Origin of the sequence: Candidatus Kuenenia stuttgartiensis, from assembly GCF_900232105.1 — a bacterium.
GTDB classification, from domain to species: domain Bacteria; phylum Planctomycetota; class Brocadiia; order Brocadiales; family Brocadiaceae; genus Kuenenia; species Kuenenia stuttgartiensis_A.
Genome location: NZ_LT934425.1, coordinates 1,085,040 through 1,110,624, shown reverse-complemented (window position 1 = coordinate 1,110,624; position 25,585 = coordinate 1,085,040). Strand labels below are relative to the sequence as shown.

22 protein-coding genes and 2 tRNA genes are annotated in these 25,585 nt (G+C 38.3%); 13 read left to right on the top strand and 11 right to left on the bottom strand.

The annotated features are described in order from the left end of the window. Positions 1 to 138 precede the first annotated feature (138 nt). From hisG to nusA, 5 genes are all read right to left on the bottom strand, one after another. Positions 139 to 1,011 carry an ATP phosphoribosyltransferase gene (gene hisG, locus KSMBR1_RS05130; protein WP_099324358.1) on the bottom strand — a complete coding sequence of 291 codons (873 nt, stop codon included), beginning with the start codon at positions 1,009 to 1,011 and terminating at the stop codon, positions 139 to 141. Beyond that, the gene (gene rbfA, locus KSMBR1_RS05125; protein WP_099324357.1) at positions 1,008 to 1,385 is read right to left on the bottom strand and encodes a 30S ribosome-binding factor RbfA; all 378 of its coding nucleotides are present in this window, start codon (positions 1,383 to 1,385) and stop codon (positions 1,008 to 1,010) included. Before rbfA ends, hisG begins: the two co-directional genes overlap by 4 nt. Positions 1,386 to 1,440: 55 nt before the next feature. Continuing rightward, entirely contained in the window at positions 1,441 to 1,764 is a 324-nt protein-coding gene (locus KSMBR1_RS23185) for a DUF503 domain-containing protein (protein WP_099324356.1), read from the bottom strand. 301 nt (positions 1,765 to 2,065) lie between these two features. After that, entirely contained in the window at positions 2,066 to 4,294 is a 2,229-nt protein-coding gene (gene infB, locus KSMBR1_RS05115; RefSeq protein ID WP_099324355.1) for a translation initiation factor IF-2, read from the bottom strand. A 49-nt stretch (positions 4,295 to 4,343) separates the two neighbouring features. Continuing rightward, a complete protein-coding gene (gene nusA / locus KSMBR1_RS05110) occupies positions 4,344 to 5,417 on the bottom strand; it encodes a transcription termination factor NusA (RefSeq protein WP_099324354.1) in 1,074 nt (357 codons plus the stop codon). Positions 5,418 to 5,962: 545 nt separating this feature from the next. On the opposite strand from nusA, the gene KSMBR1_RS05105 reads away from it, so the two are divergent. From KSMBR1_RS05105 to KSMBR1_RS05060, 10 genes are all read left to right on the top strand, one after another. Continuing rightward, complete coding sequence (locus tag KSMBR1_RS05105; RefSeq protein WP_099324353.1) at positions 5,963 to 6,526, top strand: anthranilate synthase component II; 564 nt, start codon at positions 5,963 to 5,965, stop codon at positions 6,524 to 6,526. Positions 6,527 to 6,564: 38 nt separating this feature from the next. Beyond that, entirely contained in the window at positions 6,565 to 7,533 is a 969-nt protein-coding gene (gene pyrF / locus KSMBR1_RS05100) for an orotidine-5'-phosphate decarboxylase (protein ID WP_230405757.1), read from the top strand. 139 nt (positions 7,534 to 7,672) lie between these two features. Continuing rightward, the gene (locus tag KSMBR1_RS05095; RefSeq protein WP_099324352.1) at positions 7,673 to 8,233 is read left to right on the top strand and encodes a YceI family protein; all 561 of its coding nucleotides are present in this window, start codon (positions 7,673 to 7,675) and stop codon (positions 8,231 to 8,233) included. 254 nt (positions 8,234 to 8,487) lie between these two features. Continuing rightward, the gene (locus KSMBR1_RS05090; protein ID WP_099324351.1) at positions 8,488 to 8,976 is read left to right on the top strand and encodes a QcrA and Rieske domain-containing protein; all 489 of its coding nucleotides are present in this window, start codon (positions 8,488 to 8,490) and stop codon (positions 8,974 to 8,976) included. A gap of 28 nt (positions 8,977 to 9,004) precedes the next feature. Beyond that, positions 9,005 to 10,897, top strand: a complete 1,893-nt coding sequence (locus KSMBR1_RS05085; RefSeq protein WP_099324350.1) for a cytochrome b N-terminal domain-containing protein — start codon at positions 9,005 to 9,007, stop codon at positions 10,895 to 10,897. Between the two features lie 234 nt (positions 10,898 to 11,131). Further along, positions 11,132 to 11,204 (top strand) — tRNA-Cys (locus KSMBR1_RS05080). Between the two features lie 129 nt (positions 11,205 to 11,333). Beyond that, a tRNA-Leu gene (locus KSMBR1_RS05075) sits at positions 11,334 to 11,418 on the top strand. Positions 11,419 to 11,718: 300 nt separating this feature from the next. Continuing rightward, complete coding sequence (locus KSMBR1_RS05070) at positions 11,719 to 12,807, top strand: peptidylprolyl isomerase (protein ID WP_157820396.1); 1,089 nt, start codon at positions 11,719 to 11,721, stop codon at positions 12,805 to 12,807. Between the two features lie 68 nt (positions 12,808 to 12,875). After that, complete coding sequence (gene ccsA, locus KSMBR1_RS05065) at positions 12,876 to 13,577, top strand: cytochrome c biogenesis protein CcsA (protein ID WP_169703793.1); 702 nt, start codon at positions 12,876 to 12,878, stop codon at positions 13,575 to 13,577. A 91-nt stretch (positions 13,578 to 13,668) separates the two neighbouring features. After that, positions 13,669 to 14,637, top strand: coding sequence for a hypothetical protein (locus tag KSMBR1_RS05060; protein ID WP_099324347.1), 969 nt, complete (start codon positions 13,669 to 13,671; stop codon positions 14,635 to 14,637). A gap of 60 nt (positions 14,638 to 14,697) precedes the next feature. On the opposite strand, the gene KSMBR1_RS05055 is transcribed toward KSMBR1_RS05060, so the two are convergent. The 6 genes from KSMBR1_RS05055 to KSMBR1_RS05030 form a co-directional block, all read right to left on the bottom strand. Continuing rightward, entirely contained in the window at positions 14,698 to 16,437 is a 1,740-nt protein-coding gene (locus tag KSMBR1_RS05055) for a TPR domain-containing glycosyltransferase (protein WP_164994667.1), read from the bottom strand. A 31-nt stretch (positions 16,438 to 16,468) separates the two neighbouring features. After that, positions 16,469 to 17,845, bottom strand: a complete 1,377-nt coding sequence (locus tag KSMBR1_RS05050) for a tetratricopeptide repeat-containing glycosyltransferase family 2 protein (protein WP_099324345.1) — start codon at positions 17,843 to 17,845, stop codon at positions 16,469 to 16,471. Positions 17,846 to 17,947: 102 nt separating this feature from the next. Beyond that, complete coding sequence (gene wecB / locus KSMBR1_RS05045; RefSeq protein WP_099324344.1) at positions 17,948 to 19,084, bottom strand: non-hydrolyzing UDP-N-acetylglucosamine 2-epimerase; 1,137 nt, start codon at positions 19,082 to 19,084, stop codon at positions 17,948 to 17,950. Positions 19,085 to 19,093: 9 nt separating this feature from the next. Beyond that, positions 19,094 to 20,176, bottom strand: a complete 1,083-nt coding sequence (locus KSMBR1_RS05040) for a CgeB family protein (RefSeq protein WP_099324343.1) — start codon at positions 20,174 to 20,176, stop codon at positions 19,094 to 19,096. A gap of 37 nt (positions 20,177 to 20,213) precedes the next feature. Next, positions 20,214 to 21,131 carry a CgeB family protein gene (locus KSMBR1_RS05035; protein ID WP_099324342.1) on the bottom strand — a complete coding sequence of 306 codons (918 nt, stop codon included), beginning with the start codon at positions 21,129 to 21,131 and terminating at the stop codon, positions 20,214 to 20,216. Further along, a complete protein-coding gene (locus tag KSMBR1_RS05030; RefSeq protein ID WP_099324341.1) occupies positions 21,125 to 22,624 on the bottom strand; it encodes a tetratricopeptide repeat protein in 1,500 nt (499 codons plus the stop codon). The genes KSMBR1_RS05035 and KSMBR1_RS05030 overlap by 7 nt, the downstream gene beginning before the upstream one ends. A gap of 639 nt (positions 22,625 to 23,263) precedes the next feature. Here KSMBR1_RS05030 and KSMBR1_RS05025 point away from each other — a divergent pair. From KSMBR1_RS05025 to KSMBR1_RS05015, 3 genes are read left to right on the top strand one after another with little or no spacing between them, the layout of a single operon-like run. Beyond that, complete coding sequence (locus KSMBR1_RS05025; RefSeq protein WP_099324340.1) at positions 23,264 to 23,815, top strand: 2-oxoacid:acceptor oxidoreductase family protein; 552 nt, start codon at positions 23,264 to 23,266, stop codon at positions 23,813 to 23,815. Continuing rightward, a complete protein-coding gene (locus KSMBR1_RS05020) occupies positions 23,793 to 24,659 on the top strand; it encodes a fumarate hydratase (protein ID WP_099324339.1) in 867 nt (288 codons plus the stop codon). Before KSMBR1_RS05025 ends, KSMBR1_RS05020 begins: the two co-directional genes overlap by 23 nt. Further along, positions 24,656 to 25,225, top strand: coding sequence for a Fe-S-containing hydro-lyase (locus tag KSMBR1_RS05015; RefSeq protein WP_099324338.1), 570 nt, complete (start codon positions 24,656 to 24,658; stop codon positions 25,223 to 25,225). The genes KSMBR1_RS05020 and KSMBR1_RS05015 overlap by 4 nt, the downstream gene beginning before the upstream one ends. The last annotated feature ends 360 nt before the right edge of the window (positions 25,226 to 25,585 follow it).

Sequence of the window (25,585 nt, the reverse complement as noted above, 5' to 3'; positions counted from 1 at the left end):
AATACGCTATACGACGAATCCGTATAAAGCTACCGATTGTCCGTATCGAGCCTTCTTTAAAAAATAGCGACTATTAAGTGCAGGGAAAGTGGCATGATGGTGCTATAATACTTCAATTGGTTAAATAGTTACGGGTCGTTAAAGTATTACTTTATTTAATGGATATTCAATAATTCCTTCAGCCCCTGCCCTAATTAATGCCGGAATAATGTTTCTCGCGATGCTTTGATCTACCATTGTTTCAACCGCATAGCCGGCACCTTCGCTTAAGGTCGAGACCGTGGGTTTCCTCAGTGCAGGCAATTGTTTTAATACCTTTTCCAGGGAATCTCCAGGTACATTCATTTTTAATCCAACTTTTTCACGTGCAATGATTGCTCCTTCAAAAAGCATGGCAAGATTTTCTATTTTTGTGCGTTTCCAATCATCTTTCCATGACTGGTGATTAGTGATAAGCTGGGTTGCCGACTCCATAATTGTATCTATTATTCGAAGTTTATTAGCCCTGAGACTGCTGCCTGTTTCGGTAAGCTCTACGATCGCATCAACCAAAGCAGGCGCCTTTGCTTCTGTTGCACCATGAGAAAATTCAATATCAGCGACAATTCCTTTCTCCGCAAGATATTGTCTGGTAACATTAACCAACTCCGTAGCAATGCTTTTATTATTTAGATCCTGCACAGACCTTATTTCTGAATCCTCCGGAACGGCCAATACCCATTTGACCTTTGTGAGTTGTTGTTTCGCATAGACAAGGTTCACCACTACTTTAACGTCGGAACCTGCCTCTTTTACCCAGTCAGCGCCCGTTAGACCCGCATCAATAATACCTTTTTCCACAAACCTTGACATGTCCTGCGGCCTAATTAATCTTATAGTTATTTCATCATCATCAATTGTGGGGTAATATGACCTAGAATTGACGCGAACCGTATAGCCCGCTTTTTTCATCATGTCAATAGTAGATTCTTGCAAACTGCCTTTCGGCAAACCAAAATTTAATGTTTTCATTCTTCCGATCCATTCTTTTCAATTACAGAACTTCCACGAACAGCTTCGTCAATAATTTTTAAGATACGATTACGTTTTTCAGTTAATTCATCCAGGCAAAATTTCAAGTGAGGGGTATATTTTATTCGCAAACAAGACCCCAATTCCGTCTGTATAAATCCTTTGGCATGATCCAGCCCACACATAGTATTTTTCCGCTCCAATTCGTTACCAAGCACAGAAACATAGACCTTTACATTTTTCAAATCTGCTGATATATCCACCTCGGTTACTGTTATAAAGCTCAGTCTTGGATCTTTTACTTTATAAAGTATAATTTTACTTACTTCCTGTTTAATAAATTCAGATAGTCTTTCCGCTCTTCTTTTAGACATAAGCCGTAGTAATCAACCCGCCTTTTATAAAAATAAACTCCCACGAAACATTTTATTACGACTTGGAATACATAAATTCCATACGGTATCCGGCAAGTTCAAATGAGGATGCACATTCAAACATATTAATTAAATTGGAAAGAGTGCTGTTTATGTACTGTCTGTCGTTTCCCACCATCGCAATTCCCAGGTTAGAATACTGACAATTATCCAATACACCTGTTTCCGATATTGAGACATTAAAATTATTTTTTACACGATCTTTTAAGCTTTTTATGACACGTCGTTTTTCTTTTAAAGTTCTCGCATTACGGAGAATCAATTGTACACACAACAAACCAACTATGGTATCGTCAGATTTGTAAAATTCCAAATTCATAGCGCTGCATGGGTAAAATTGATTTAATTGTTGATATTAATTATTTTAAAATACAAACAAAATATACTCTCTTTTTAAAATTAATTTAGTTATTGTGTAACCTTGGATAAATATTGCTTTCTTTCATTTGACAACAAGAATTTGGCTTAGTGTTTAACGAAAGCATAGCATCCTTAAAAAAACACATACGAGATATCATCCTCCGTATTCAAGTCGCAAGATACAAGTGTTTTTTGATTTTACTGTCTTTTACGACACAAATATAATAAACATACGCTAAAAATTTGTAAAATATTTTTTGTTATACAGAAAGGGTTCTGGCAATCTTTTGTATTTCGTATGCCTCAACGATATCACCAACTTTGATATCATTGAAATTGGCTATTTTTAAACCACACTCGAATCCAGCTTTCACCTCTCTTACATCGTCTTTCATGACTTTTAATGACTCTAACTTTCCATCATAAATAATAATATTTTCGCGAATCAAACGAACAAGTGAATTTCTTGTAATTTTACCAGATTTTACGTAACATCCTGCAATATTACCGTATTTGGAAATATTGTACACCTGTCTGATTTCAACATAACCTAATACCACTTCCTTTTTTTCAGGTTCCAGCATTCCTTCCATTGCAGCCTTTATTTCGTTAGTTGCATCATAAATAATCTTATAAAGCCTGATCTCCACGCCTTTTTCTTCTGCCAGTAAACGCGCTTTTTCTTCTGCGGTTACATAAAAACCGATAATTAACGCATCAGACGCGTCTGCCAGAAGTACATCAGACTCTGTAATGCCACCAACAGCACTATGTAAAATCCTCACCTTAATTTCACTCGTAGACAGCGCATCCAGGGCCTTCTTCAATACTTCAACAGAGCCTTTGTAATCGGCCTTTAAGATTATTTTGATTTCTTTCACATTACCATCTGCAATCATGGAATAAAGATTATCCAGGGTAATATGTTGATGTTTTGCAAGCGAAGTTTCCCTGTCTTTGTTTCTTTTCTCCAAGGCAATTTCTCTGGCTTTTTGTATATCGCTCACTACATAAAACTTATCACCTGCCTCAGGGATATCAGAAAAATCAGAAATTGAAACCGGCGAGGCTGGGCCTGTTTCTTTTATCTCTTTCCCTTTATCATCAATTAAAAGACGGGCCCTGCCATATGTCCTTCCGCAAAGAATAATATCGCCCTGATGCAAAGTTCCGTCTTGAATGATTACATTCGCGACAACGCCTCTTCCCTCACTAAGATGGGCCTCCAGGACAACGCCCCTTGCAGGATTCTTTGGTATAGCCTTTAATTCAAGTATTTCCGATTCCAACCAAAGCAATTCAAATAATGTATCAATCCCTGCTCCAGTTATTGCAGAAGTCTCCACGAATGGGGTTTTTCCACTCCATTCTTCAGGTATCAAATCTAAATTAGAAAGCTGTTGCTTAACTCGCAAAGTATTTGCACTTGGCTTATCAATTTTATTAATTGCAACAATTATTGGTACATTGGCCGCCTTAGCATGATTAATGGCCTCTTCTGTCTGGGGCATCACTCCATCATCTGCTGCAACCACAAGGACTACTACGTCTGTGACATTTGCACCTCTCGCCCTCATTGCGGTAAAAGCTTCATGTCCTGGCGTATCTAGAAACACAACGTGCTTGCCATTTGTTTCCACTTTGTGTGCGCCTATATGTTGCGTAATTCCGCCTACCTCCCCTTCTGCAACTTTCGTCTTGCGAATACAATCCAGTAACGATGTTTTTCCGTGGTCAACATGTCCCAAAAAGGTAACTATTGGCGCACGAAGTACTTTATCTTCCTCTCTTGCGGATACTTGATCCGCAACGAAATCGTATTCTTCCGAAGCCTCTTTTTTCTTAATTTCTATTTCTACGTTATACTCCAAGCCTAATAATTGCACTATTTCTTCGCTTAAGATTTGATTTATTGTTGCGCGTACATTATGCTCGAGCAACAATTTTGTTATAATTTCATTTGCACGAATTCCTAATTTAGATGATATATCCTTTACCGTAATTGGCGTCTCCATAATCACACGCGACTCTCGTTCTTTAACTACAGGTTTTTTAACTTCTACATATCTTTCACGCCATCCCTTGTTTTTTTGATGTGAAGGGCCACCAACCTGCTTCTTCTTCCAAAATACTTTTGAAGGTGCAACTTTCGTGGATTGCTTTTGCCGAGGTGTGCTTTTGTGAAATCTAACAATTTTGTCTGGTTGAACAGCTTTGATTTCTTTATCTTCCTGCGATATAGTCTTATCTTCTCGTTTTTGTTCTTTTACATCAACCTTAATGGCCTCTTTAACTTTAAGTTCCTTTTTTGTAGCCGAATCATTTGGAGTTCGCCGGAACAGTTTTTTTAGCATTTCAACTTGTTCAGGATCAAGGGTGTTCGCATGGTGTTTGATATGCGTTAACCCTTTCTCATGGCATTTATCAATTAAGTTGTTACTTTTAATGCCTAACTCTTTTGCAAGCGAACTAATTCTAACTTTTCCCATTTAAATTCCCAAAAACAATTACCCAAAAAATAAATTTATTTCCTCATTATTAACTCTTTGATTCGACATTGTCGTTATATTCAGAATTCGTGGCAGCAACATTTTTCCCCGAGAGGTCATTAGTAGAAACATTATTTGCGTCGGCAACTTCTGCAAGTTCAAGATCGTCGGCTTTTTGCCTTTTTTCAAATTCTGCGTCGGTAATGATATCAATATTCCATTCAGTCAGTCTTGAAGCAAGGCGCACATTTTGCCCCCTTTTCCCTATCGCTAAAGAAAGCTGATCATTTGGAACAACGATTGTAGCCGTTCGATTTTCGGGAGATAAAATTATTCCCGAAACTTCCGCAGGCTTCAAAGCATTGGGTAATAACAATTCCGGCTCCTCGCTCCACCGGATAATATCAATTTTTTCGCCATTCAACTCATCAACAATATTCTTGATACGGGACCCGCGCATTCCAACACACGCGCCTACACAATCTACATTCTCATCACTTGAAGCAACGGCAATCTTTGACCTCTGGCCTGCTTCTCTTGCCAGTGCTTTAATTTCGATAGTATTTTCAGCAATTTCCGGCACTTCTAATTCAAAAAGCTTTCGAACAAAATCGGGATGAGTTCTCGACAGTGTTATTTTTACACGTGTTCCCACTTTTTTTACATCAAGAATAACTGCCCGAACCCGTTCTCCTATGGTATAATGTTCATTGGCCGTTTGTTCCGATTTTTGTAAAACACCTTCTGTTTTGCCTAAATTTACAATCATAGTAGCCCCTTCGAACCTTTGCACCTTACCGCTAACAATTACCCCTTTCCTCTTGCAAAAATCTTCGAAAATCACATCCCTCTCTGCCTCCCTAATCTTTTGAATAATGACCTGCTTGGCTGTTTGGGCAGTGATCCTACCTAATTCAGAAGGGTCTATTTTGCGGTCTCCTTCCATAGCCACTATTTCCCCTGTTTTTCTATCTATCTGTATGGAAACGGCTTCCTGTGACCTGAAATGCTTCTTTGCTGCGGTAATTAAGGCAGCTTCAATGCCCTGAAACACTACTTCCTTTGCAATTTCCTTGTCTCTATGCAAACTATCCACTAAACGGAGTAAATTTTCTTTGTCCATACCATTTTATCTAAAATGAAATTTAGAAAATAATCAATAATAAACACTGCTCATTGATGCAAATTTTTTTATAAAGTATATTTAGACACAAAAAACATTAAATACTTAACATTATTGACACAATATATTTCTAATTGGTATATTTTTACTTTGTCAATGCGAAACCATTAATAAATATGCATAGTCCAAAAATTATTAACTATAAATTTCTCAATCTTCTTACTATAATCAATATAAGGACATAATCATGAATATTAAAAAAAAAAGTGGGTATAACCCACTTTTATCTGAAGCTGTCTTCCTATTTAGGACTCTTAGTAAGCCTGAAACGGCGAAACTACAGCAACCTATGAAAGCATACATTAATATATTGCAACGTCTATAATTTTTAAATTTTAACAAAAAATGTCATATTGTCAAGTTGTTTTTGCATTTGCAGCGTTAACTGCAGGTATTATCTAATCGCTTATTTAAACTGTACTTAAAAACTTTTTTGCTATTCAATATTTCATTTTATAGTATCAGTCTGAGGACAAACGGAAATCATGGTCATCATTGTTGACAATTACGATTCTTTCACCTATAATCTCGTACAGCAAATAGGTGCTTTTGGCGAAAAAATGGAAGTTTTTAGAAACGATAAAATAAGTCTTGATAAGATCGAAAAAGAAACCCCATCGCATATTATTATTTCACCTGGACCATGTACTCCTAAAGAAGCAGGCATATCAAATGATATCATACGGTATTTCTCCGGTAAAATACCTATACTGGGGGTTTGTTTAGGGCATCAATGCATCGCTTATACATATGGTGCAGATATTATTCGTGCGCGAAGGCTTATGCATGGAAAGACCTCAATGATCATCCATGATGGCAAGACTATTTATAAGGGACTTTCCAATCCGTTTATGGCCACACGTTATCACTCGCTCATTGTGAAAGAAGATTCTCTGCCGGATTGCTTTGAAATTACTGCAAGAGCCGACAACGATGAAATTATGGGGATTCGGCATAAGGTTCATTTACTGGAAGGGGTCCAGTTCCATCCGGAATCTTTTCTCACCGAAGAAGGTCCAAAGCTTCTTAAGAACTTTTTAATGCTTTAATTATTTACATCTATTTCTGCTGTTTAAGGACATTCGATGTGGCGATAGCAATAAACCGTAAAGCAAATTTTTCAGATAAATTAACAACTGCCATACAGAAAAAAAACTGTTGTGTGGTGGTAGGATTAGATCCTCACTTTGACCTCATACCCGAGTCTATTAAGCAACAATTTTCAAAATTGCAGGATGACGCGTTTAAATATGCAGCAAACGTTATTCTGGAGTTTAATAAACAAGTCATTGACACTCTGGAACATTTGGTGGGTATTGTAAAGCTGCAAATTGCATTTTATGAGCTTTATGGCTGGCAGGGTATTTGGTCATACGCAGAAACTATTCATTATGCAAAGCAAAAGGGGCTTATTGTCATTGGCGATGTTAAAAGAGGCGATGTTCCCAATACGGCTGCTGCATATGCAAATGCTCATATTGGACAGGTTTCGATAAACAACACCACCCAAATTGCTTTCCAATCGGACGCCATCACGGTTAATCCTTTATTGGGAGTGGATAGTATACTCCCTTTTATAAAAAACGCGGAAACATACGATAAAGGCATATTTGTACTGGCAAAAACCTCCAATCCCTCCTCTGTTGAATTTCAAGACCTTTTGTGCGGCACAAAAAAGCTGCATCAAATAATTGCAGAAAAAATTCATACATGGGGAAGTCGGTCAATTGGAACATATGGATATAGTGCAATAGGCGCCGTTGTCGGCGCCACATACCCTGAAGATATCTTGATATTGCGAAAAACAATGCCCAATGCTTACTTGCTTATTCCAGGCTATGGATCCCAGGGGGCGACAGCGGAAGATATAAAAAATTGTTTCAATTCAGACGGCTACGGAGCAATTATCAATGCTTCCCGTTCCATCCTCTACGCATATAATAACCGAAGTTGGAAAGATAAATATGGCGCACAAACATGGAAAGAAGCCGCGCAGAATGCCGTAATGAATATGAAGGAAGATTTAAATAAGTGTGTACCAGCTCAAACACGATGAATATTGTTTTTTTACTCCAAATTACGCAGAGAATAATTTTAAAAAAAAATGAAAAATCAGGAATATAAGTTTGATATTACTGGTTTTAGGTTGTTTTAAGACGGATTCGGTTTGCTAATGTTCGGTAGAGGAGAAAGACATGGCGATAAAAGCAGGTACATATTCTTTTGATGAAAATACAGGCAAAATACAGGTTTATACTTTTAAGGAAGGAATGTTAAGCACCGTTGCGCATGATTTATTGCTGGATGTAACTCGTTTCAAAGTTGATTTAAATATCCCCTCCGATGACCTTTCATCCGCAACAATAAATGTGACAATACCGGCAAACGCATTAAAAGTAGTCTGTGCAATGAAGAATGGCCAGCAACAAAATGATACATTAAAAGAAAAGGATAAATCGGAAATTGAAGAGGCTACAAATAACGATGTGCTTCATTCAGAAAAATATCCGACAATAAGCTTCCAATCGACGGGTGTTGGTAAAAACAATGTCGGTTACCATACCACTGGAGAATTAACCTTGCATGGCGTTACAAATACTATCGAATTTGACTGCGAATTAACGGTTGAAAGCATCCTGAAAGGGTCTGTTGATTTGATGCAAAAAGAGTATGGCATAAAACCATACAAGGCATTACTAGGCGCTTTGAAAGTAAAGAATAATATCACCATCGCATTTTCGTTTCCTTTAAAATAAGTTTCAAAGGAAATATCGTTTGTGATAAAATTTAATTTTCATTTTTAAAAATTTAGCATTGATTTGCGAGCGTAAATAAATAAAATGAACGCTTTTTATGAAAAGGCAATAAAAACAACCATATCCTTCCCCGAAAGCTGCGACAGTGATTATTTTATGAAACAATCTTATGCATCGCACATAACATGAAGGACTAAAAGTTATTAGACATGATCTCATAATAGTACTTCCGGAAAGACAAAGGAAAATAAAGAATGGAAAAGAGCAGAAGAAGTTTTTTGAAGATTATTTCGAATATTTTGGGTGGAACACTTGTTGCAGGCATACTAGCTCCAATAATAGGATTGATAATCCATCCATGGCTGAAAGAAACCGTCTATGGGACTGAAGATTTCATTGGTATTGGCAAGCTCGATGACTTTCCCGTCGGTATCCCTAAAAAAGTGGCGGTGACCTCTTCGAAGATGGATGCGTGGAATATCTTTGAAGGATTGGTGATGGGATCTGTGTGGGTTATAAGGCAAAAAGATGATTCATTAAAGGTGTTTTCAACAAATTGCCCCCATCTTGGTTGTGGTATAGACTGGGCAAATGATGTTTCCCGATTTTTGTGTCCATGTCATGAGGGTGTCTTCGATGTAAATGGCAAAACAATATCCGGACCTGCTCCTCGCGGCATGTACAGTTATCGGACAAAAGTTGAAAACAATACTGTTTTCGTTGATTATAAAAATATAACCTAAGATATTTAAGATAAGGCAGAACCGCACTATGGCAAATAAATTTTACGAATGGATTGATAATAGAACCGGCTTAAACACGTTGCTTAAAACCGCCTTGGATGAACCTGTGCATGGCGGCGCACGGTGGACATATGTTTTTGGCAGTGGATTAATATTCCTTTTCATGCTTCAGGCGATAACCGGGATAGTAATGGCCAGTTTTTATTCCCCTTCTTCGACGACAGCATGGGGAAGCGTTTACTATATACAGGAACAAACCTCCTTTGGCTGGTTTGTAAGGGGCGTCCATCATTTTGGTTCAAGCGCAATGATAATTTTAGCCATTGTTCATTTCTTCCAGGTGTTTATTTATGGCGCATATAAAAAACCACGCGAACTTAACTGGATTACCGGGGTCTTTCTTCTTGTTTTTCTCATGGGATTTGGGTTGACCGGATATCTTTTGCCATGGGATCAAAAAGGATACTGGGCCACGCAGGTTGCTACCAATATCATGGGAACTATCCCTGTAATTGGCGAGTACATTAAAGTGCTGCACCAAGGCGGATCTGATTATGGTAATTTCACCCTTACACGGTTTTTTACACTTCATGTATTCATATTGCCAATTTCGCTGGTATTTTTTCTTTTTGTCCATGTCGCTCTGTTTCGCAAGCATGGTGTAACTCCTCATTGGAAAATAAGTGAAAAGCTGTTAAAGGAGCGGGTTGACCCTTTTTGGCCGGATCAGGTGTTTAAAGATATCGTATTTGCCATGATCATTTATGCTGCTCTAGCAGTATGGGTTTTTTGGAAAGGGGGGGCAGAACTTCAGGCGCCGGCTGACCCGGCATCCAATTATCTTGCCAGACCAGAATGGTATTTTTTATTCTTATTTCAGCTATTAAAATACTGTCAGGGAAATCTCCTGATTGTAGGTACCGTTATCGTACCAATGATTGGTCTTGTATTTCTCCTTGTTTTGCCGTTCATAGATAGAACACCTTCAAATTCTCCCGCCAAAAGGATTCCTTTCTTTGCAACGGTCTCTTCTGGAATGGCAGGGGCAATTGCATTGACCGTCCTTGCAATGCATCATGATGCACATGATATTCATATTATTCATCAGCGTGAAGACGCTGAAATTCAGGCCGCTAGGGCAGTCGTTCTCGCAAAAAAAGGCATTCATCCGGAAGGAGGGATGTCTATTTTCCTGAATGACCCTATTTATTTAGGGGAAAAAATTTTTAAGCAAAATTGTAATGGATGCCACAAGTTAAAAGGAATAGGGGGGGATAACGCCCCTGATTTTACCAACTTTGGATCACGGGAGTGGTTGTTTGGGTTACTCAAAAATCCCAGAGATAAAAAATATTTCGGAGAGTCCGGTGTGATGCCGGCGATAAAACTCCCGGAAGGGTCAGTGTGGGACATTACAGAGTTTTTATTAAGCCAATCGGGAAATTTACTCAATACAAACACAGATAGCCTTGAAAGGGGCAGAGAATTAACCCTTAAAGGCAATTGTGCTATCTGCCATCCCATAGGCGATAAAAATGCAATAAAGATTGCGCCTAATTTAACCGATTACTTATCGGAAGAGTGGTTAAAGGGTTTCATTAAAAACCCGGACGATAAAAAATTCTATGGTACGAAAAATAAAATGCCGGGATTCGAGGAAAAACTTAGCACCAACGAATTGGATGCCTTGGTGAAATATCTTATTTCTTTATCAAAAGACCGTCTTCTCGTCTCAGAATGTATGCAACATGAAAAAAGACTAACGGTATCCGAAAATTCTCAACAAACGTGCAACAAACAACCCGACCACTTTAATTTAAAAATGCAGGAATCTATGAAAAATGTCAGTGCGGTTTCTTATTTAACACCAAGTATACACTTTGGTTTATTAACCGAAAAATACCAGTTTGCTTCAAAATGAGTGGTAGATTTTGCTAGACCCCGTACTCGCTATAGGTGCTAAGGTAATTAATAAATATTTCTTGCCTAATCTCCTTCTTAATGATACGATTAACTTTTTTGCCGATCTAAAATTGATTTGCCACTGAGACCTGTTCGAATTATGCAGTACTTGTTGTAAACCTTCCAAACCAATGATGCAACAATCTGTGTTTAATACTACCGACAGTATTGGTAGAAATTATGAGAATTTATCGGCGGCATCGCCAAGTGGACTAAGGCCACGGTTTGCAAAACCGTTATCCTGGGTTCGAATCCCAGTGCCGCCTTTTTTTATATCTTGAAACAAGAAGCACCCCTGCAAACTCTTCGCTTTTCAAGACATTCATTTAACCCTCGAATTCTAGCATTTGTAATAGTTACACGTAAAACAAACGCTCACATACATACATATCACAGGGCGAGTGGTGGAATGGCAGACACGAAGGACTTAAAATCCTTTGACCTTAAACGGTTGTGTGGGTTCGACTCCCACCTCGCCCATGTACATATTTAAACAGGTATCTAATCTATCGTTATATTGGCGTTCGTTTTGTTTTGGTACACAAAATAGATTTTTTGAAATAGGCATATTAAGGAACTTTTTTTTAAATAGGATTGTTTTGTATTACTCTCTTAAAATTTTCTTATGACAATCGGGTTTTTGCGACAAAAACAAAGAGTGTTAAGAAAAAAATACTTATAGATCTGAATAACCAGATTTTTTGTGTTTTATTACATTCAGGATATTTATTTTTGATAAACGTTTTGGGTTTTATTCCAAAAAGGCTAAAAGGAGTTCTTATGGTAGGAAAACATTTTACTTTTATAATTATTTCAGGATTGTTAATGCTCGCTGCCGTCAGTGGTTGTGGAAAGGATGAATCGGACGTCCCGCAATTAAGTAGTCAGGCAAACGAAAGAGATTTTGAAGAAATACATAAAAACGTTAATTTAGGACAAGAAACGAAGGCTGTCGCCACTTCCGGAAGCGACCATGGCATGGGGTTTGTTCACGGCAAGAAAGAAAAACCTGATCCTAACAAAATAATTGCTTCTGTAAATGAAGAAAAAATTCTCCGCAAGGATCTTGATAAAATTCTTGATCGTTTCAGAAAACAAGTGCCTCCTGGGGCGATACCCTCTTTGGAAAAACAAATTACTGAGCAGCTTGTTACACAGGCAATTTTAAGGCAATTTGTCCGGGAAAAAGGTTTGGATGTCGCTGATGACGTTGTAAATAACGAAATCAATAAAATGCGGGAAAATATAGCAAAGAATCCTGCTGCAGAAGGGAAAACATTAGAACAATTTCTCGAAATCCAGGGCAGCAATATTGATGAGCTAAGTACTGCAATTAGAATGTCTGCGGCGCTTGATGCTTATGTGACTAATAATGTTGATGATAAAACACTGGAAAACTATTTCATTAAAAATATTAATGAATTTACAGGAGAAGAGGTCACCGCAAGCCATATACTTATAGGAACAAAGGGAATGAAGGAGCAGGAAGATTTGGACAAAGCAAGGGCTAAAATTGAATCGATAAAAAAAGAGCTGGATAACGGCGCGAACTTTGCGGAACTGGCCAAAAAGTATTCTGAATGTCCTACTGGGAAAACGGGAGGAGAACTCGGTTCTTTCCCAAGGCATGGGGTGATGGTGGAAACTTTTGCTAACGCGGCATTTTCTACAGAAGTCGGCAAGGTGAGTGAGCCGGTTAAAACAGAATTTGGATATCACTTAATTTATGTTACAAATCACGCTCCGGCAAAAGATGTAAGTTTTGATGCTGTCAAAGACACTGTCCGTGAAAAATTAGTTGCGATTGAAATGGGTGATCTGATCAACGATCTTCGGGATAATGCACAGGTTGAAATTAATTTGCAATGATGGAAAAGGCGCTACTACTTAATCAGATTTCTATTGTTTTATATTGGGTGTGTTTCGGCCTGTATTCGATGTATTGGTTTGTCGGATTTACCAGGTGGAAAATACGTTTTCCTGTATTGTTGGGGATTGTTATTTTACAAATAGCCGTTATTACCATACGTGGTCTATCGATAGGCTATTTTCCTCTTACAAATAAATTCGAATCATTCCATGCCTTTGCCACGGCAACATTCATGATATTGCTTATTTTTTCCAAAGCAGAAAGTCCCATTTACCGGATGACATTGTTTGGTATTGGATACGGCTTTTTTGTGGCAGCAGCCACTTTTTTTAAAATGGGTTTGAGTTTTGCGCCTCCCTTAATGCTTACCATATGGTACGCATTGCATGTCCCCCTTTCATTTTTCTGTTATGCATTATGGGCGAGTTCTATGGCGGCAGCAATCGCACGTTATTTTGCAAAGGGAAATAAAAAAACATATGATGTAATAATAGATTCCGGGTTCCGATACGGGTTGGCGGCCTTTTCCATTTCAATGATTTTCGGAGGTTTGTGGGGATACGTTGCATGGGGGTCTTATTTTTTATGGGATGCCAAGGTGGTCTGGTCTGTTATCATATGGTTTTTTTATGCAACCTGCCTGCACCTGGATTATTGGCCTGAAGCAAAAAAATTAAAGCCGCCGCTTGCCATCGTAGGGTTTTTTATACTGATGATGACATATATCGGCACTAGCTTTGTCATAGGAAGTTCTCACAGTTTCAGTTAAGATGCAGCAAAACCTCTTTTGTTTTTACGAAAATTTGTAAACAAGCCACATAATAAATCCGGATATTTCTAGATAAGGTTCTATTGAAAAAATGAAAAAGGTGTATGATTTTATTAAGTCCCAAAAATTAGGGATAATTATTGGATTTTCAGTTACAGGACTCCTTATCATCGGAAGTCTTATAATGAATTTTTATCCTTATCATTATTCCGGCCTTTCCGGAGAAGATATTATCTTTTTCTTCAGTCATAAGAAACCCATTCACATCTGGTTTTATCTACTTTTTTTTGCATGCATTATTTACGGCATAAACGCCTTCTTCTGCACCACGGATTCTGTCCTTCGAAAAGTGAGAGGAGGGATTAAAAAAGTGCCTTTATATGGGGCATCAATTATGCATGTTGGTTTTATAGTAACCTTGGTCGTACATCTTATTGGGGGGTTGTATTGTTCTTTATCGCCTCCAATTTCTGTCTCAGAAGAATGGACCGACATGGGCGGCTTTGAAATGAAGGTGACAGGTCTTGATACAAGTTCTTATCCAAATGGCATGCCTAAAAAAATAACGGGTTATGTCTCAGTAAGAAAAGACGGTGCCGAATATGAAGATACAATCGGTTATAACAATCCCGTAGTTTTGAATAATGGAGCGTTAGCAGTCTTATTGCGTGATTATGGGAATACGGTTTCTTCCGTGGTACTTAAAGTCGGAGACAGGATGCACAATCTTAAGGCAAATGAAGTTTTCACCTTAAACGGCCAAAATACCAGAATGGTAGATTTATACATGCCACCCCAATATCGCTATCCCGTGGTAAAACTACTTTCCACCACCCAAAACAGGGAAACCCAAAGCATATACCTTACCGTTGGTGAACATAACGCAAAGGAAATTTTGGGAACAAAGATTGCATTTCTTGATATTAAAACAGTGCCAGGGGTTTTCGTCACTATCAAAAATAATCCAAGTATCCCGTTGTCCCTCGTTACGGTGGTACTCTTTTCCCTGGGGACGGTGCTTGTGGTTATAAGGATGGTTGGTAAGATGGTTAATTATTAACCATTTTATGGAAGAATTATTACTGGAAAAATCTGATTTTAATATATCTTATATTCCCCTTCACTTTTTCTCCAAAATAGAGAGATTCTTTCTTGCAGATTGATAAGAAGGGTCTATTTCGAGTGCCGCTTTCAGGCCGACAATTGCCGGTCTTACTTGTCCCAAACCAGCGTAGCACATAGCAATATTCGTTAATATTTTTGCATCCTGTGCGGAAGAGCCTCTTAAAAACTTCTCATATACCTCAATAGCCAGCGCATACTCATTTATCTCTAAACAGAGATTCCCGAGTTCTAAATATACGTTATTATCCGAAGGATTAGACGCTATTATACGACGCACAAACTGAATGGCGCTATCCTTATCACCACGCCGGGAATTAATTTTTTCATTAATACATTTAACTATTATATGATGTGGATAAAAGGAGGATATTTTTTTTAACAATCCTTCCGCCTCCTCCAATTGATTTGACTGAATTAATACATTTATAAGGCAAGCATATGCCGTTATATTTTTTTCATCCTTTTGAATTGCCATTTTAAAAGAATTTATGGCGTCAATTGTCTTGTTTTGAACTGTTTTTATTTCACCCAGCAATAAGAATGTCAAATGATCTGCGATTCCTGATTGTATTGCGGAATCAAGTACGTTTGCAGCTTCATCTAAACGGTTTTGTGATAAATAAAAACGGGCGAGGCTTGAATAACACAGTGTTTCTTTATCAAAAATCTCTATTGCTCTTTTATATGCTCTTTCCGCTTCGTTCCGTAAACCCAGATTTCTGTAGCAATCTCCCATGTTGTTATACACCTTATGTTCGTACTCATAGGTATCTACAATAAGTAAATTAAAATCAGGAGATCTGCGGTCTTTTTCTTTAACGACAAGAAATTTCCGGTAAATACCCAATGCCTCGTGAAAAGCTTTTTTTCTGCTTAATATGTCACCTAACATAAACAAATTATCGAGAAAATCAGGATCTTCCCTCAATGCCTTTTTGCACACATCTTCCGCTCTGTCCAGCCTATCCTTGCGCATCAGCGCGAAAGCAAGGTCAATGCTGATCCTTTGCCTTTGATTTTTTGTTGAGAGGTCGAGAGCCGGTTCAGATATTCCCAGTCCTTTCTCTGCTAGTTTTATCACTTCATCATAATTGCGCTCATTTCTATAATTTCTTACAAGATTAGCTATCGCAAAAATATTTTCAGGATTCTCTTCCAGTTGTTTCCGTAAAAGATCCCCTGTCCGTTTATATTTTTTTTCCATTTTCGTTGCGGACAGATTGTATCCATAGTGGTACATCCGCACTTCAGATGGACGGGAATGACCCTCATGCACAAGTTGATTGTGTACTATTCCTTCGTAATGAGCCTTCCCTTTGCGGAATATTCTTGTGAAATAATGTTTTGACAATCCACCGGGAAGCTCGCTGTAGATAGCTACATAAAAGGCATTGCAGGCGGAGTTGCAAATAATCTTATGCAATAAGGGAATATCTTCCCGCTCCAGTTTTTCATCCGCGTCTATTTGCAAAACCCAATCGCATGTAGCATAACCCAAAGAATAGTTTCTCGCCTCGCTAAAACTGTTGCGCCATGGATGATGATATACTTTTGCGCCAAACGATTTTGCGATGTCCACTGTTTTATCAGAAGAACCGGTATCGACAATAATTATTTCGTCAACCGCCCCCTTTATACTCTCAAGGCATTGGGGCAAAAAACCTTCTTCATTCTTCACAATCATACATGCCGATATGGTGGACCTGTGGTTATTGTTTTCAGGGTCTTTGGTCATAAAACATTTCCTATTTCTAAAGAGAAAAGCATTATTTATTCCACTTCTGTAATGCGCTATATCCGATTTGAGCGGTGTCTTTATAGCCTGATTCTTCATAACATGCAGATATTTTTAACAAGGCATTTTTATCTTCAGGACACAAGTTTAAATACTTTTCATAGTATGATATCGCCTGTTTGTACTCCTGTTGTTTCAGAAATAAATCTCCCAAGCGGATAAAAATCTCCTGATCTGCGATATTTTCGGAAATTGACCGCAATAAAGTATTAATAGCGTCCGTATTGTTTCCCATTGCAGAATAGCATGAAGCTAAATTTTTATAGGTGGTAATATATTTAGGATTTGAGACTATCGATTTTTGCAGAAAACCAACCGCTTTTTCCCACTGTCCCATACTGCCATAACAAAAACCCAACCCGTTATATGCGGAATAATCATATCCCAGGGTATCAGTCATAAGGCAATCGCTGATATTTTTCAAATACCACTCACGCAATGTCAAAAAATGTTTAAAATATTCAATAGCTTTATTACAATCTCCTTCTTTTAAATACACACAAGCCAGTGTATAAACAATATCAATATTTTCCGGCGCAACATTCATTTCCCTTAATTTAGCTAAAGCGGTGTGGCACATCTTTTTTGCTTCTGCGGTATTTCCGGTATTGAGATAACAATCTGCCATTTCATACAGAATCATTATAAAATGATGCAAATTCGCCTCGGGTGTAATTCTCTTTAGCGCTTCTTTTCCGGTCTTAATACCATCCCGAAACAATTGCTGTGTGCAATAATTACGGATAAGATTCAACCATGCAAAACTATCATTATCGTTTAACGCTATTTGTTTTTCCAATAATTGAGTTGTTCTGTGCCATTTCTTCCGCATCGTATCTTCGTCAAGATCATACCCGTAATGATAAAGATGTATCTCCGATGGAAGCCTTTTCCCTTCAATCACCACTTGTTCATGGATAATACCTTTATAAAATGCCTTCTCCCGGCGAAAAACCCGTGTGTTATAAAACTTGTGCATCCCACTTTTCACTTTACTGTATATAGCAATAATAACACCATTATAATTATCGTTACTTATCGATTGTTTCAATACAGGAATATCATTCTGCTCAAGCTCTTCATCCGCATCGATCATAAGAATCCACTCTTTGGTAGCATGGCGTATTGCATAGTTTCTTGCCTCACTATAGTTATTATTCCATGAATAAAAATACACCTTAGCGCTAAATTCTTTTGCGATATTTACGGTATTATCAGTTGAACCTGTATCAACAACTACTATTTCATCAACAGCGTTCTTAACGCTGTTGAGGCAATTAGGCAGGAATCTTTCCTCGTTTTTTACGATAAGGCAGGCGGAGATTGTTGGACTGTGCAAGTTTTTCATGAGGTGATTTTTTTATATTTTACAGGTGGAGATTAAATGCTTATTTATATTTTTCATTTTAGCGCGGTTCATCCAATATATCATCTATACTGAATATTAGAACTAATATTTCCCTGCAGTATTATTATTGTTTTCCATAAATTTGTTTTTAATAAAATTTACTGTTCGTTGAGATGCCATTCCATCGCCAAAGGGATTTACAATATTGATCATCCGCTCGTACTCCTGTGTGTCCTCCAATAAACGAGTTGTTTCACGAATAATAGTTTGGGAATGTGTGCCCACGAGTTTTGCGCTTCCCGCTTTTATAGCCTCAGGGCGTTCTGTGACTTCGCGAAGTATCAGGATAGGTTTATTTAAGGAAGGGGACTCTTCCTGAATGCCCCCGGAATCAGTTAAGATAATACAGGCTCGTTTCATTAAGTGAACAAAAGGCATGTATTCTAGCGGCTCGATAAGCATGATGTTCGATAAGTTGCCTAGCATGGGATATACAATATTCCTAACGTTTGGATTGAGATGTACCGGATATACAAAAGTAACATCCGGATATTGTTTCGCTAACGTCAGGATTGCATTACAGATATCAATGAACGGTTTTCCAAAACTTTCTCGCCGATGCGCTGTAATTAAGATCATTCTGCCTTTTATGTTGTTCAGTAAATCGTTATCAAATGTGAAATCCTGTGCTGCAACTTCAAGTAAGGCGTCTATCACTGTATTACCTGTTACACAGATAAGGTCTTCACATATACCCTCATTTAGTAAATTTGTTTTTGCTTCATCAGTTGGCGCAAAGTGTAAATGCGCTATGACACTGGTAAGTCTTCGATTTATTTCTTCCGGAAAGGGTTGGTATTTATTACTTGATCGTAATCCCGCCTCTATGTGTCCCACAGGGATTCTCCTATAATAAGCGGCCAATGAGGCGGCAAAAACAGTAGTTGTATCCCCCTGTACTAAAACCAAGTCAGGCTGTTCTTCTTCATAGATCACTTCTATGTTTTTTAATACTTTGCATGTTATATCGGTTAGCCCTTGATTTTTATCCATAATATTCATATCGTAATCTGGTTTTATCGCGAAGACACTCAGGACGCTATCGAGCATTTGACGATGTTGAGCGGTAACGGTAACAACACTTTTCAGAGTGTCTGAATGTTTTTGTAATTCTTTAATTATTGGTGCAAGTTTTATGGCTTCTGGACGAGTACCTAAAACACTCATGATTTTAAACATATGGACTTATTATGTATGAGAATTTATACAGGAATCAGAAAGACCGGTAACGGTTAGAATTATCTTAAATCTATTAGTCCATGTGTGATCAAGCAAACACCGGTTTCTTCCTGCTGCTCCTATATTTAAGGCAATATCCGGGTGTGTTATATAATATTGTAATTTTGAAAGTAAGTCCGTTTCATTCTGATAGCAATCAATTTCTTCTCCAAGGATAAAACAGTTTTCCAGGACTTGATTATAAGTTGTCAAATAGAGGTTTCCCATGAGGGGAACCTCAAAATCCCTACCTTTTAATCCTGTCAGATGTGGAGAATCCCCAATAAAGCCGAAGCCTAAATTTACAACTGAACGGGAATAGATTACGTTCATCTCACGGTGTGATAGTTCTCCTGAAGGCCAGCCTTTGCCAAATGTTTGAACTGGAATCCCACAACTTATTAACCACCCAATGATATGAGGTCTTGTGCCGTAACATTGGCCTACAAAGGAAACAGGAATATCTCTGGGCGCTGGTATTGGAGAAAATGAGTGGGTATTTCCTCCTGGTGGAAGAAACAAGGCTCGGGCGCCAACGCTAATATACTTTTGAACATCTTCCTCTGATTGTGTGGTAATGCAGAGGTCGAACTCAGGCGCAATTTCAGCATTTCCAGAAAGACCACCTGGCTCTTGATAACCCCAGAATTTTACCTTGTCATCAAGGCTAATGTTTACTGTTATTATGTTCATTTTACCGATAGCCCGAATAGTATATGGATAGACCCATCTTCCCGAGAGGTAAGAAAACAAGAGATCTATCGTCTTCTCACGATGAGCTAATTCAACTTGCCGTAGTAATACCTTGTTAAAATCTGGTTTGCCTCTTTGATGCCAGTCGGCAGCATATTGATTGAAGGAATTTCCCCAATCATAGTGAATAACGTCAGCAATCTCTGCCCATCCATCTACCAATCCGTGTTTTTCCCAATTGACATGATGTACCACTACGAAGATTCGAGGCCTAACCTTGCGGGTAGATACTTTGCCTATATTTGCAAGATGTGTTCTGATCTTGTCGATCTGTTCTTCTAATGGAATGTGAAAGGCCATTGGTTTATGCTCATTCTATAGAAATTTTCATTTTTGATCAAAGTCTCTCTGCGCCGCATTTATTCTTGCTGAAATCTATGGTTGCCAATAGTTGGCGCATTCTTTCCTCAAAGCTATGGTGTTCAATAGCAAAATGGTGGCCTTTTCCTGCAATTCCTTCCCTTTCATCCTCATGGATGAGGTAATAGTGGATTTTTTTTATAAGATATTCAACATCCCCTTGATGCCATTGTACTAAGTGTTCTCCATCAATAAAAAGGTCTTTGCAGGGAAGTTCTTCCGTAAGGAGGAACGAACCGGACCCAAGTACTTCACCTATGCGTGTTTCTATATTAAGTAAATCAGAAAGGTGTATGTTTAAAATGATCTTGGATTCATTAAAGGCTTCATTTAGTTCTTTACTGTCCCATATATTCGGAGTGAAGACCTTGAAATACTTTTCCAACGCAACAAGAATGTTTTTGCGTCGGGGGGTTTGGTTACCAATAAAGGTAACGTCATATTTTTTCGATACTTCAAGTTTTTTGTGAATTTTTGTATTTACGGCGATGCAAGGTAGCCAGTGGACATTTACACAACCGATGTTTTTATAAACTTGTAGGTTGGTTTTATCATGAGAGAAGACATAATCAAAAGCAGTTGCATTATATTCCAGCTCTTTTCTTCTGACAAGTGCGATGTAATCTACTGCGGTATCGTTACCAATCTGTTCACAATACCATAAGGCGGTTGGGTAAGGAATAGATTGAATCAATTCCGGCGGTATGAATTCACCTTTACAAACGAGAACAAGGTCAGCTTTTTGCTGCAATAGTCTTTGGAGATTGTGTCGTTCTTGTCGAAAATCCGTACTAAGGATATTACAGTCCATCTCTTCTAATGCCGAAATCAGATGGTTTTCAAAACCCCAGGGGTAATTTGTTTTTTGTGCACCAACCAGATGTATTGTTAGCATTTTACGCTCGTTTTCCTATAGCTAATCCTATTCTTGTCGCGAAGAATATCGTTAATTACTTCGTTTACCTTTTTACTCAAGGTGTCATAGTTATCAATACAATTCCTTGCATTTTGCTGCATTTTGTTAATCAACTCCGGATTTTTAGCCAGAAAATGCATTTTAAAAGCCAGATCATTTATATCTACAATTTCCTCTGGAAAGGAGATGCCATCCCCTCTGAGGAACCTTTTAGCGACTTTGACCAGCAAGCCATTATAGTTATTCTGTACAAACTCATTCATTGGCGGCGCGTCAGTGGCAACGGCTGGAAGCCCACATGCCATTCCTTCCAGTAAAGGCAGTCCCAGCCCTTCCAGTTTGGAAGGAAAAACAAGGATATGGCCTTTATGATAAAGACCCGGTGCTGGAACGGTGGCGACATGATAGGTTATGCGCGGAGTATTATTCACGATATTCAAAACTTCTGGCGGAAGTTTTTCCAGTGCGGTCTGTGCATGGATAAAGAGGGTTGCATCTGGCAAATACCGGGATACCGCTTCAAAGGCAAGGATAACGGCAGGCGTCATTTTGCGATAATTGATACCTAACCATCCGGCATTATGAAAAAAGGTATATTTTTCTGTACTATTATTTGTCGGTTTAAAAAGTTCCGTATCTATTCCCCATCCGACATAATAGGCATTACAAAAATTTTTAACAAGATTGTATGTTCTTTTTGTGGAACAAAGCACAGCATCGTACAAATACATGTATGGTTTCCAGTCGTCTTTATAATAATCAAGGTAGGTGACAACCTTTATGGATTTTTCTTTAACGTATTTAACTAAAGACCAATCATATTCTTCATTGAAAACCACCATATCCAGTTTATTATTATCAATCCACTTCCCAAGTACTTCATGAGATATCTCATATTTCCCAAATGTTGTTAAATTAGGAACATCCCATATACCGTCTGTTTGCAACATAGGGCGATCATAAACCCCGCCTGTCCTGGCAAACACAAAAGTTTCGTGTTCTTGTGCAACAACATCCCGCAATGTTTTAGTTACATACGATTGTCCACGTTCGAACCAAATGCTTACAAAACCAACGTTTAATCGTCTGTTTTTATTTATTTTCCCTTTTAGCTTAAGACGCACTTTCTCAAGACCTTTTTTAGCCTCTTTGTAATACACTTCAATTCCTAAAGCTTTTTCAAAACAATTTTCAGACTCTTTAAACATATTTTTTGAAAAATACATAACACCCAAATTGTTAAATGCAGAGGCATCGGTGGGATTTAATTCGGTTACCTTCTTTAAATGCAAAATGGCATTATCTACTTGTTTAAGTTGATAATAGAGGAGTGCGAGGTTGTAATGAGCGCTAAGAAAAAAAGGGTCGGCTTCTATTGCTTTTTTATAAGCTTTCACCGCTTTTAGAGAATATCCCTTTTTCTTTAAATTCTCAGCTTCTGTAAAAAAATCCTTAGCTATCGAGGAGGGCATAGATATGTATTCCCTTAATATTTATACAATAGAATTCAAATTTATTAAACGTATTCTAATAGATACATGTTATCTGGCTCGAAAATAAGACTACAAAAAATAGCTCAAACACAGGTACCGCAATATGATATGGCTATAAAACCATTTTCATCGTTTCCGGGTATTGCAAATGCAACATGATGACTGCTTAGAATATTGATTGCTTAAAGATACTGTTGCCAGATGCCCAATCGAAAACACCTTAACCATTGTTTTATCAATGTTCACTCATAAATACGCAATATATATGCCAATGAAAACTTTTAATATTTTTAACATATTCAAATGTAAGTACTTAGTAATAAGAAAGATATAGGTGGGCTGTAAGTGGCCATAAAAAAACAATCAAAATGCAATCATTTTATTTGGGGCAAAAGCGGACAGGGTGTTGAAAAATTAATCATTTACTATTTGTTTTGCACACAAGTATTTTTTTGACAAGATAACATAATTTATCTAAAATCCTAAGCTGGCATAGCCAGAACCAAACAAGCAGGAAATACGAAAGGAGGAACCACAGATTACACAGATTGCACAGATTAAAAAACTAAATATTCGTATTTCACCATTAAAAATTTTTTTGGAGTTGGCGTTGTTTTCATGGTAAAGAAAATTACATCCATTCCCGGTGAACACCGTACAAAAAAAATCATACTGGCAGGTGAAGCCGGCCAGGGCATTAAGCTTATGGCGCATATTCTGGCAAATATCCTTGCTAAATCAGGAAAAGAAGTTGCCCTTAATCTTGTTTATGATGCGGCTGTCCGCAGCGGCAATATCAAAGCAGAGATTACTTATTCCGACGAACCTATCGAAGTCCCTTTTTTTGAAGAAGCAGATATTGCGCTTCAGCTTTCAAGCATACTCGATACTACGGTCAAGGCAAAATATGTTCTTATTGAATCCGCTGCATGCGGAACAGAGGGTAAAGAGTGTGATTTACACTGTCCTGAAAGTGACAGAATCCCTTTTGGAAAAATTGCTACAGAATGCTTTAACAGCCCTGTTTTTGTTAATATGATTGCCTTGGGCAAGTTATTACAAAAAATCGGAATTAATATTGAGACTATAAACTTTAACACCGTCTTTCCGTCGCAATTCTTTGATGAAAATATAAGGGCGATTCGATATGGGTACACCTATCAGGATTAACGCATCGGAAATTTCAGAGACAGTTTCCAGGCTTTGCCAGGACGCAAATTTCAATTTGGGAAGTGACGTGGTCAATGCCCTGGCGCTTGCCAGTGAAAAAGAAGCATCACCTGTCGCAAAAGAAATTCTTTCCGAATTATTGGAAAACTCAAGGATCGCGCATGAAAATAAAATGCCCTTATGCCAGGATACCGGCGTTGCAATTGTTTTCTTAGAAGTTGGAGAAAATGTAGAAATTGCCGGCGGACGACTCCACGATGCAGTCAATGCTGGGGTGCGTAAAGGATACAAAGAGGGGTTTTTGAGAAAATCTATCGTAGCAGACCCCCTCACACGGGTGAATACGAATGATAACACCCCGGCTATTATTCATACAGAGTTTGTACCCAATAATCATCTGAAGATTACTTTCATGGCAAAGGGGGGCGGATGCGAAAATATGAGCAGGATTGCCATGCTCACACCTGCGGAAGGACGTGAGGGAGTTGTTCATTTTGTCGTGGAAACTGTGGAGAAAGCAAAGGCGAATCCATGTCCTCCAATTATTGTAGGAGTGGGAATAGGTGGTACCTTTGATTATGCCGCCCTTTTAGCGAAAAAGGCCCTGTTGCGTCAGGTAGGTTCGGAGAATAAAAATCCTGAAACGGCGCAATTGGAGAAAGAACTTCTGTATAAAATAAATCATCTGGGAATCGGCGCTCAAGGACTGGGCGGTATGATAACTACCCTGGCAGTACACGTGGAGAGTCACCCTTGTCACATTGCAAGCCTGCCTGTGGCAGTCAATATAGACTGCCATTCTCATCGGGTAAAAATTGCAATACTGGGGAGCAAACGATTATGACAAATATTATACCGATAAACACACCCTTATCAGATGCCATTATCGAACAACTAAAGGCAGGAGATAAGGTCATGATCAGCGGCATACTTTACACTGCAAGAGACGCCGCGCACAAAAGGCTTGCAAACCTCATCGATCAGGGCAAGGAACTGCCATTTGATATAAAAAACCAGATCATTTATTACACAGGGCCTAGCCCTGCTCCGCCGGGTATGCCAATCGGGTCGTGCGGACCAACCACAAGCTACCGTATGGATAAATATACACCACTATTATTGTCACTGGGGCTAAAGGCAACTATAGGCAAAGGGAATCGGTCGGAAGAGGTGCTGGAAGCCATGAAAAAATATAAGGCTGTTTATCTTGTTGCTACAGGAGGGGCTGCTGCATTGCTGGCGCAATCGGTAAAAAGAATGGAAGTAGTTGCATACGAAGATTTAGGAGCGGAAGCAATCAGGAAATTAGAGGTTGAAAATTTTCCGGCAATTGTCGCAAATGATATTTATGGAAACGATTTGTACAAAGAAGGGGTTTTAGCCTATTCCCAAATAGATATTTCCCATTAAATATTTTGCCAAAAAGTCATCATGTTTCATTTGCAACACCCAGAAACGATGAAAATGGTTTTATAACCAGATCGTGTTGTAGTATATGTACTCAAGCTATTTTTTGTAGTCTTACTTTCGAGTCGGAAACATCTGGCATTTCTGTTTCTGTACCGGTTCAAATGTATAGGGCCATCCAAAAGGTCTCAGCTTGTCATTATTGCATGGGGGTCTCAGCTTGTCATTGCGAGGGTCTTTTCCGAAGCAATCAGTATACTACGAGATATTTCGTGACGTAAGAAACGTCATATCGCGGGAGAAGCAAATTAAGGGTGGCTCAAGGGCTAAAAAAATAGAATTAATTAAAAATAGAATTAATTA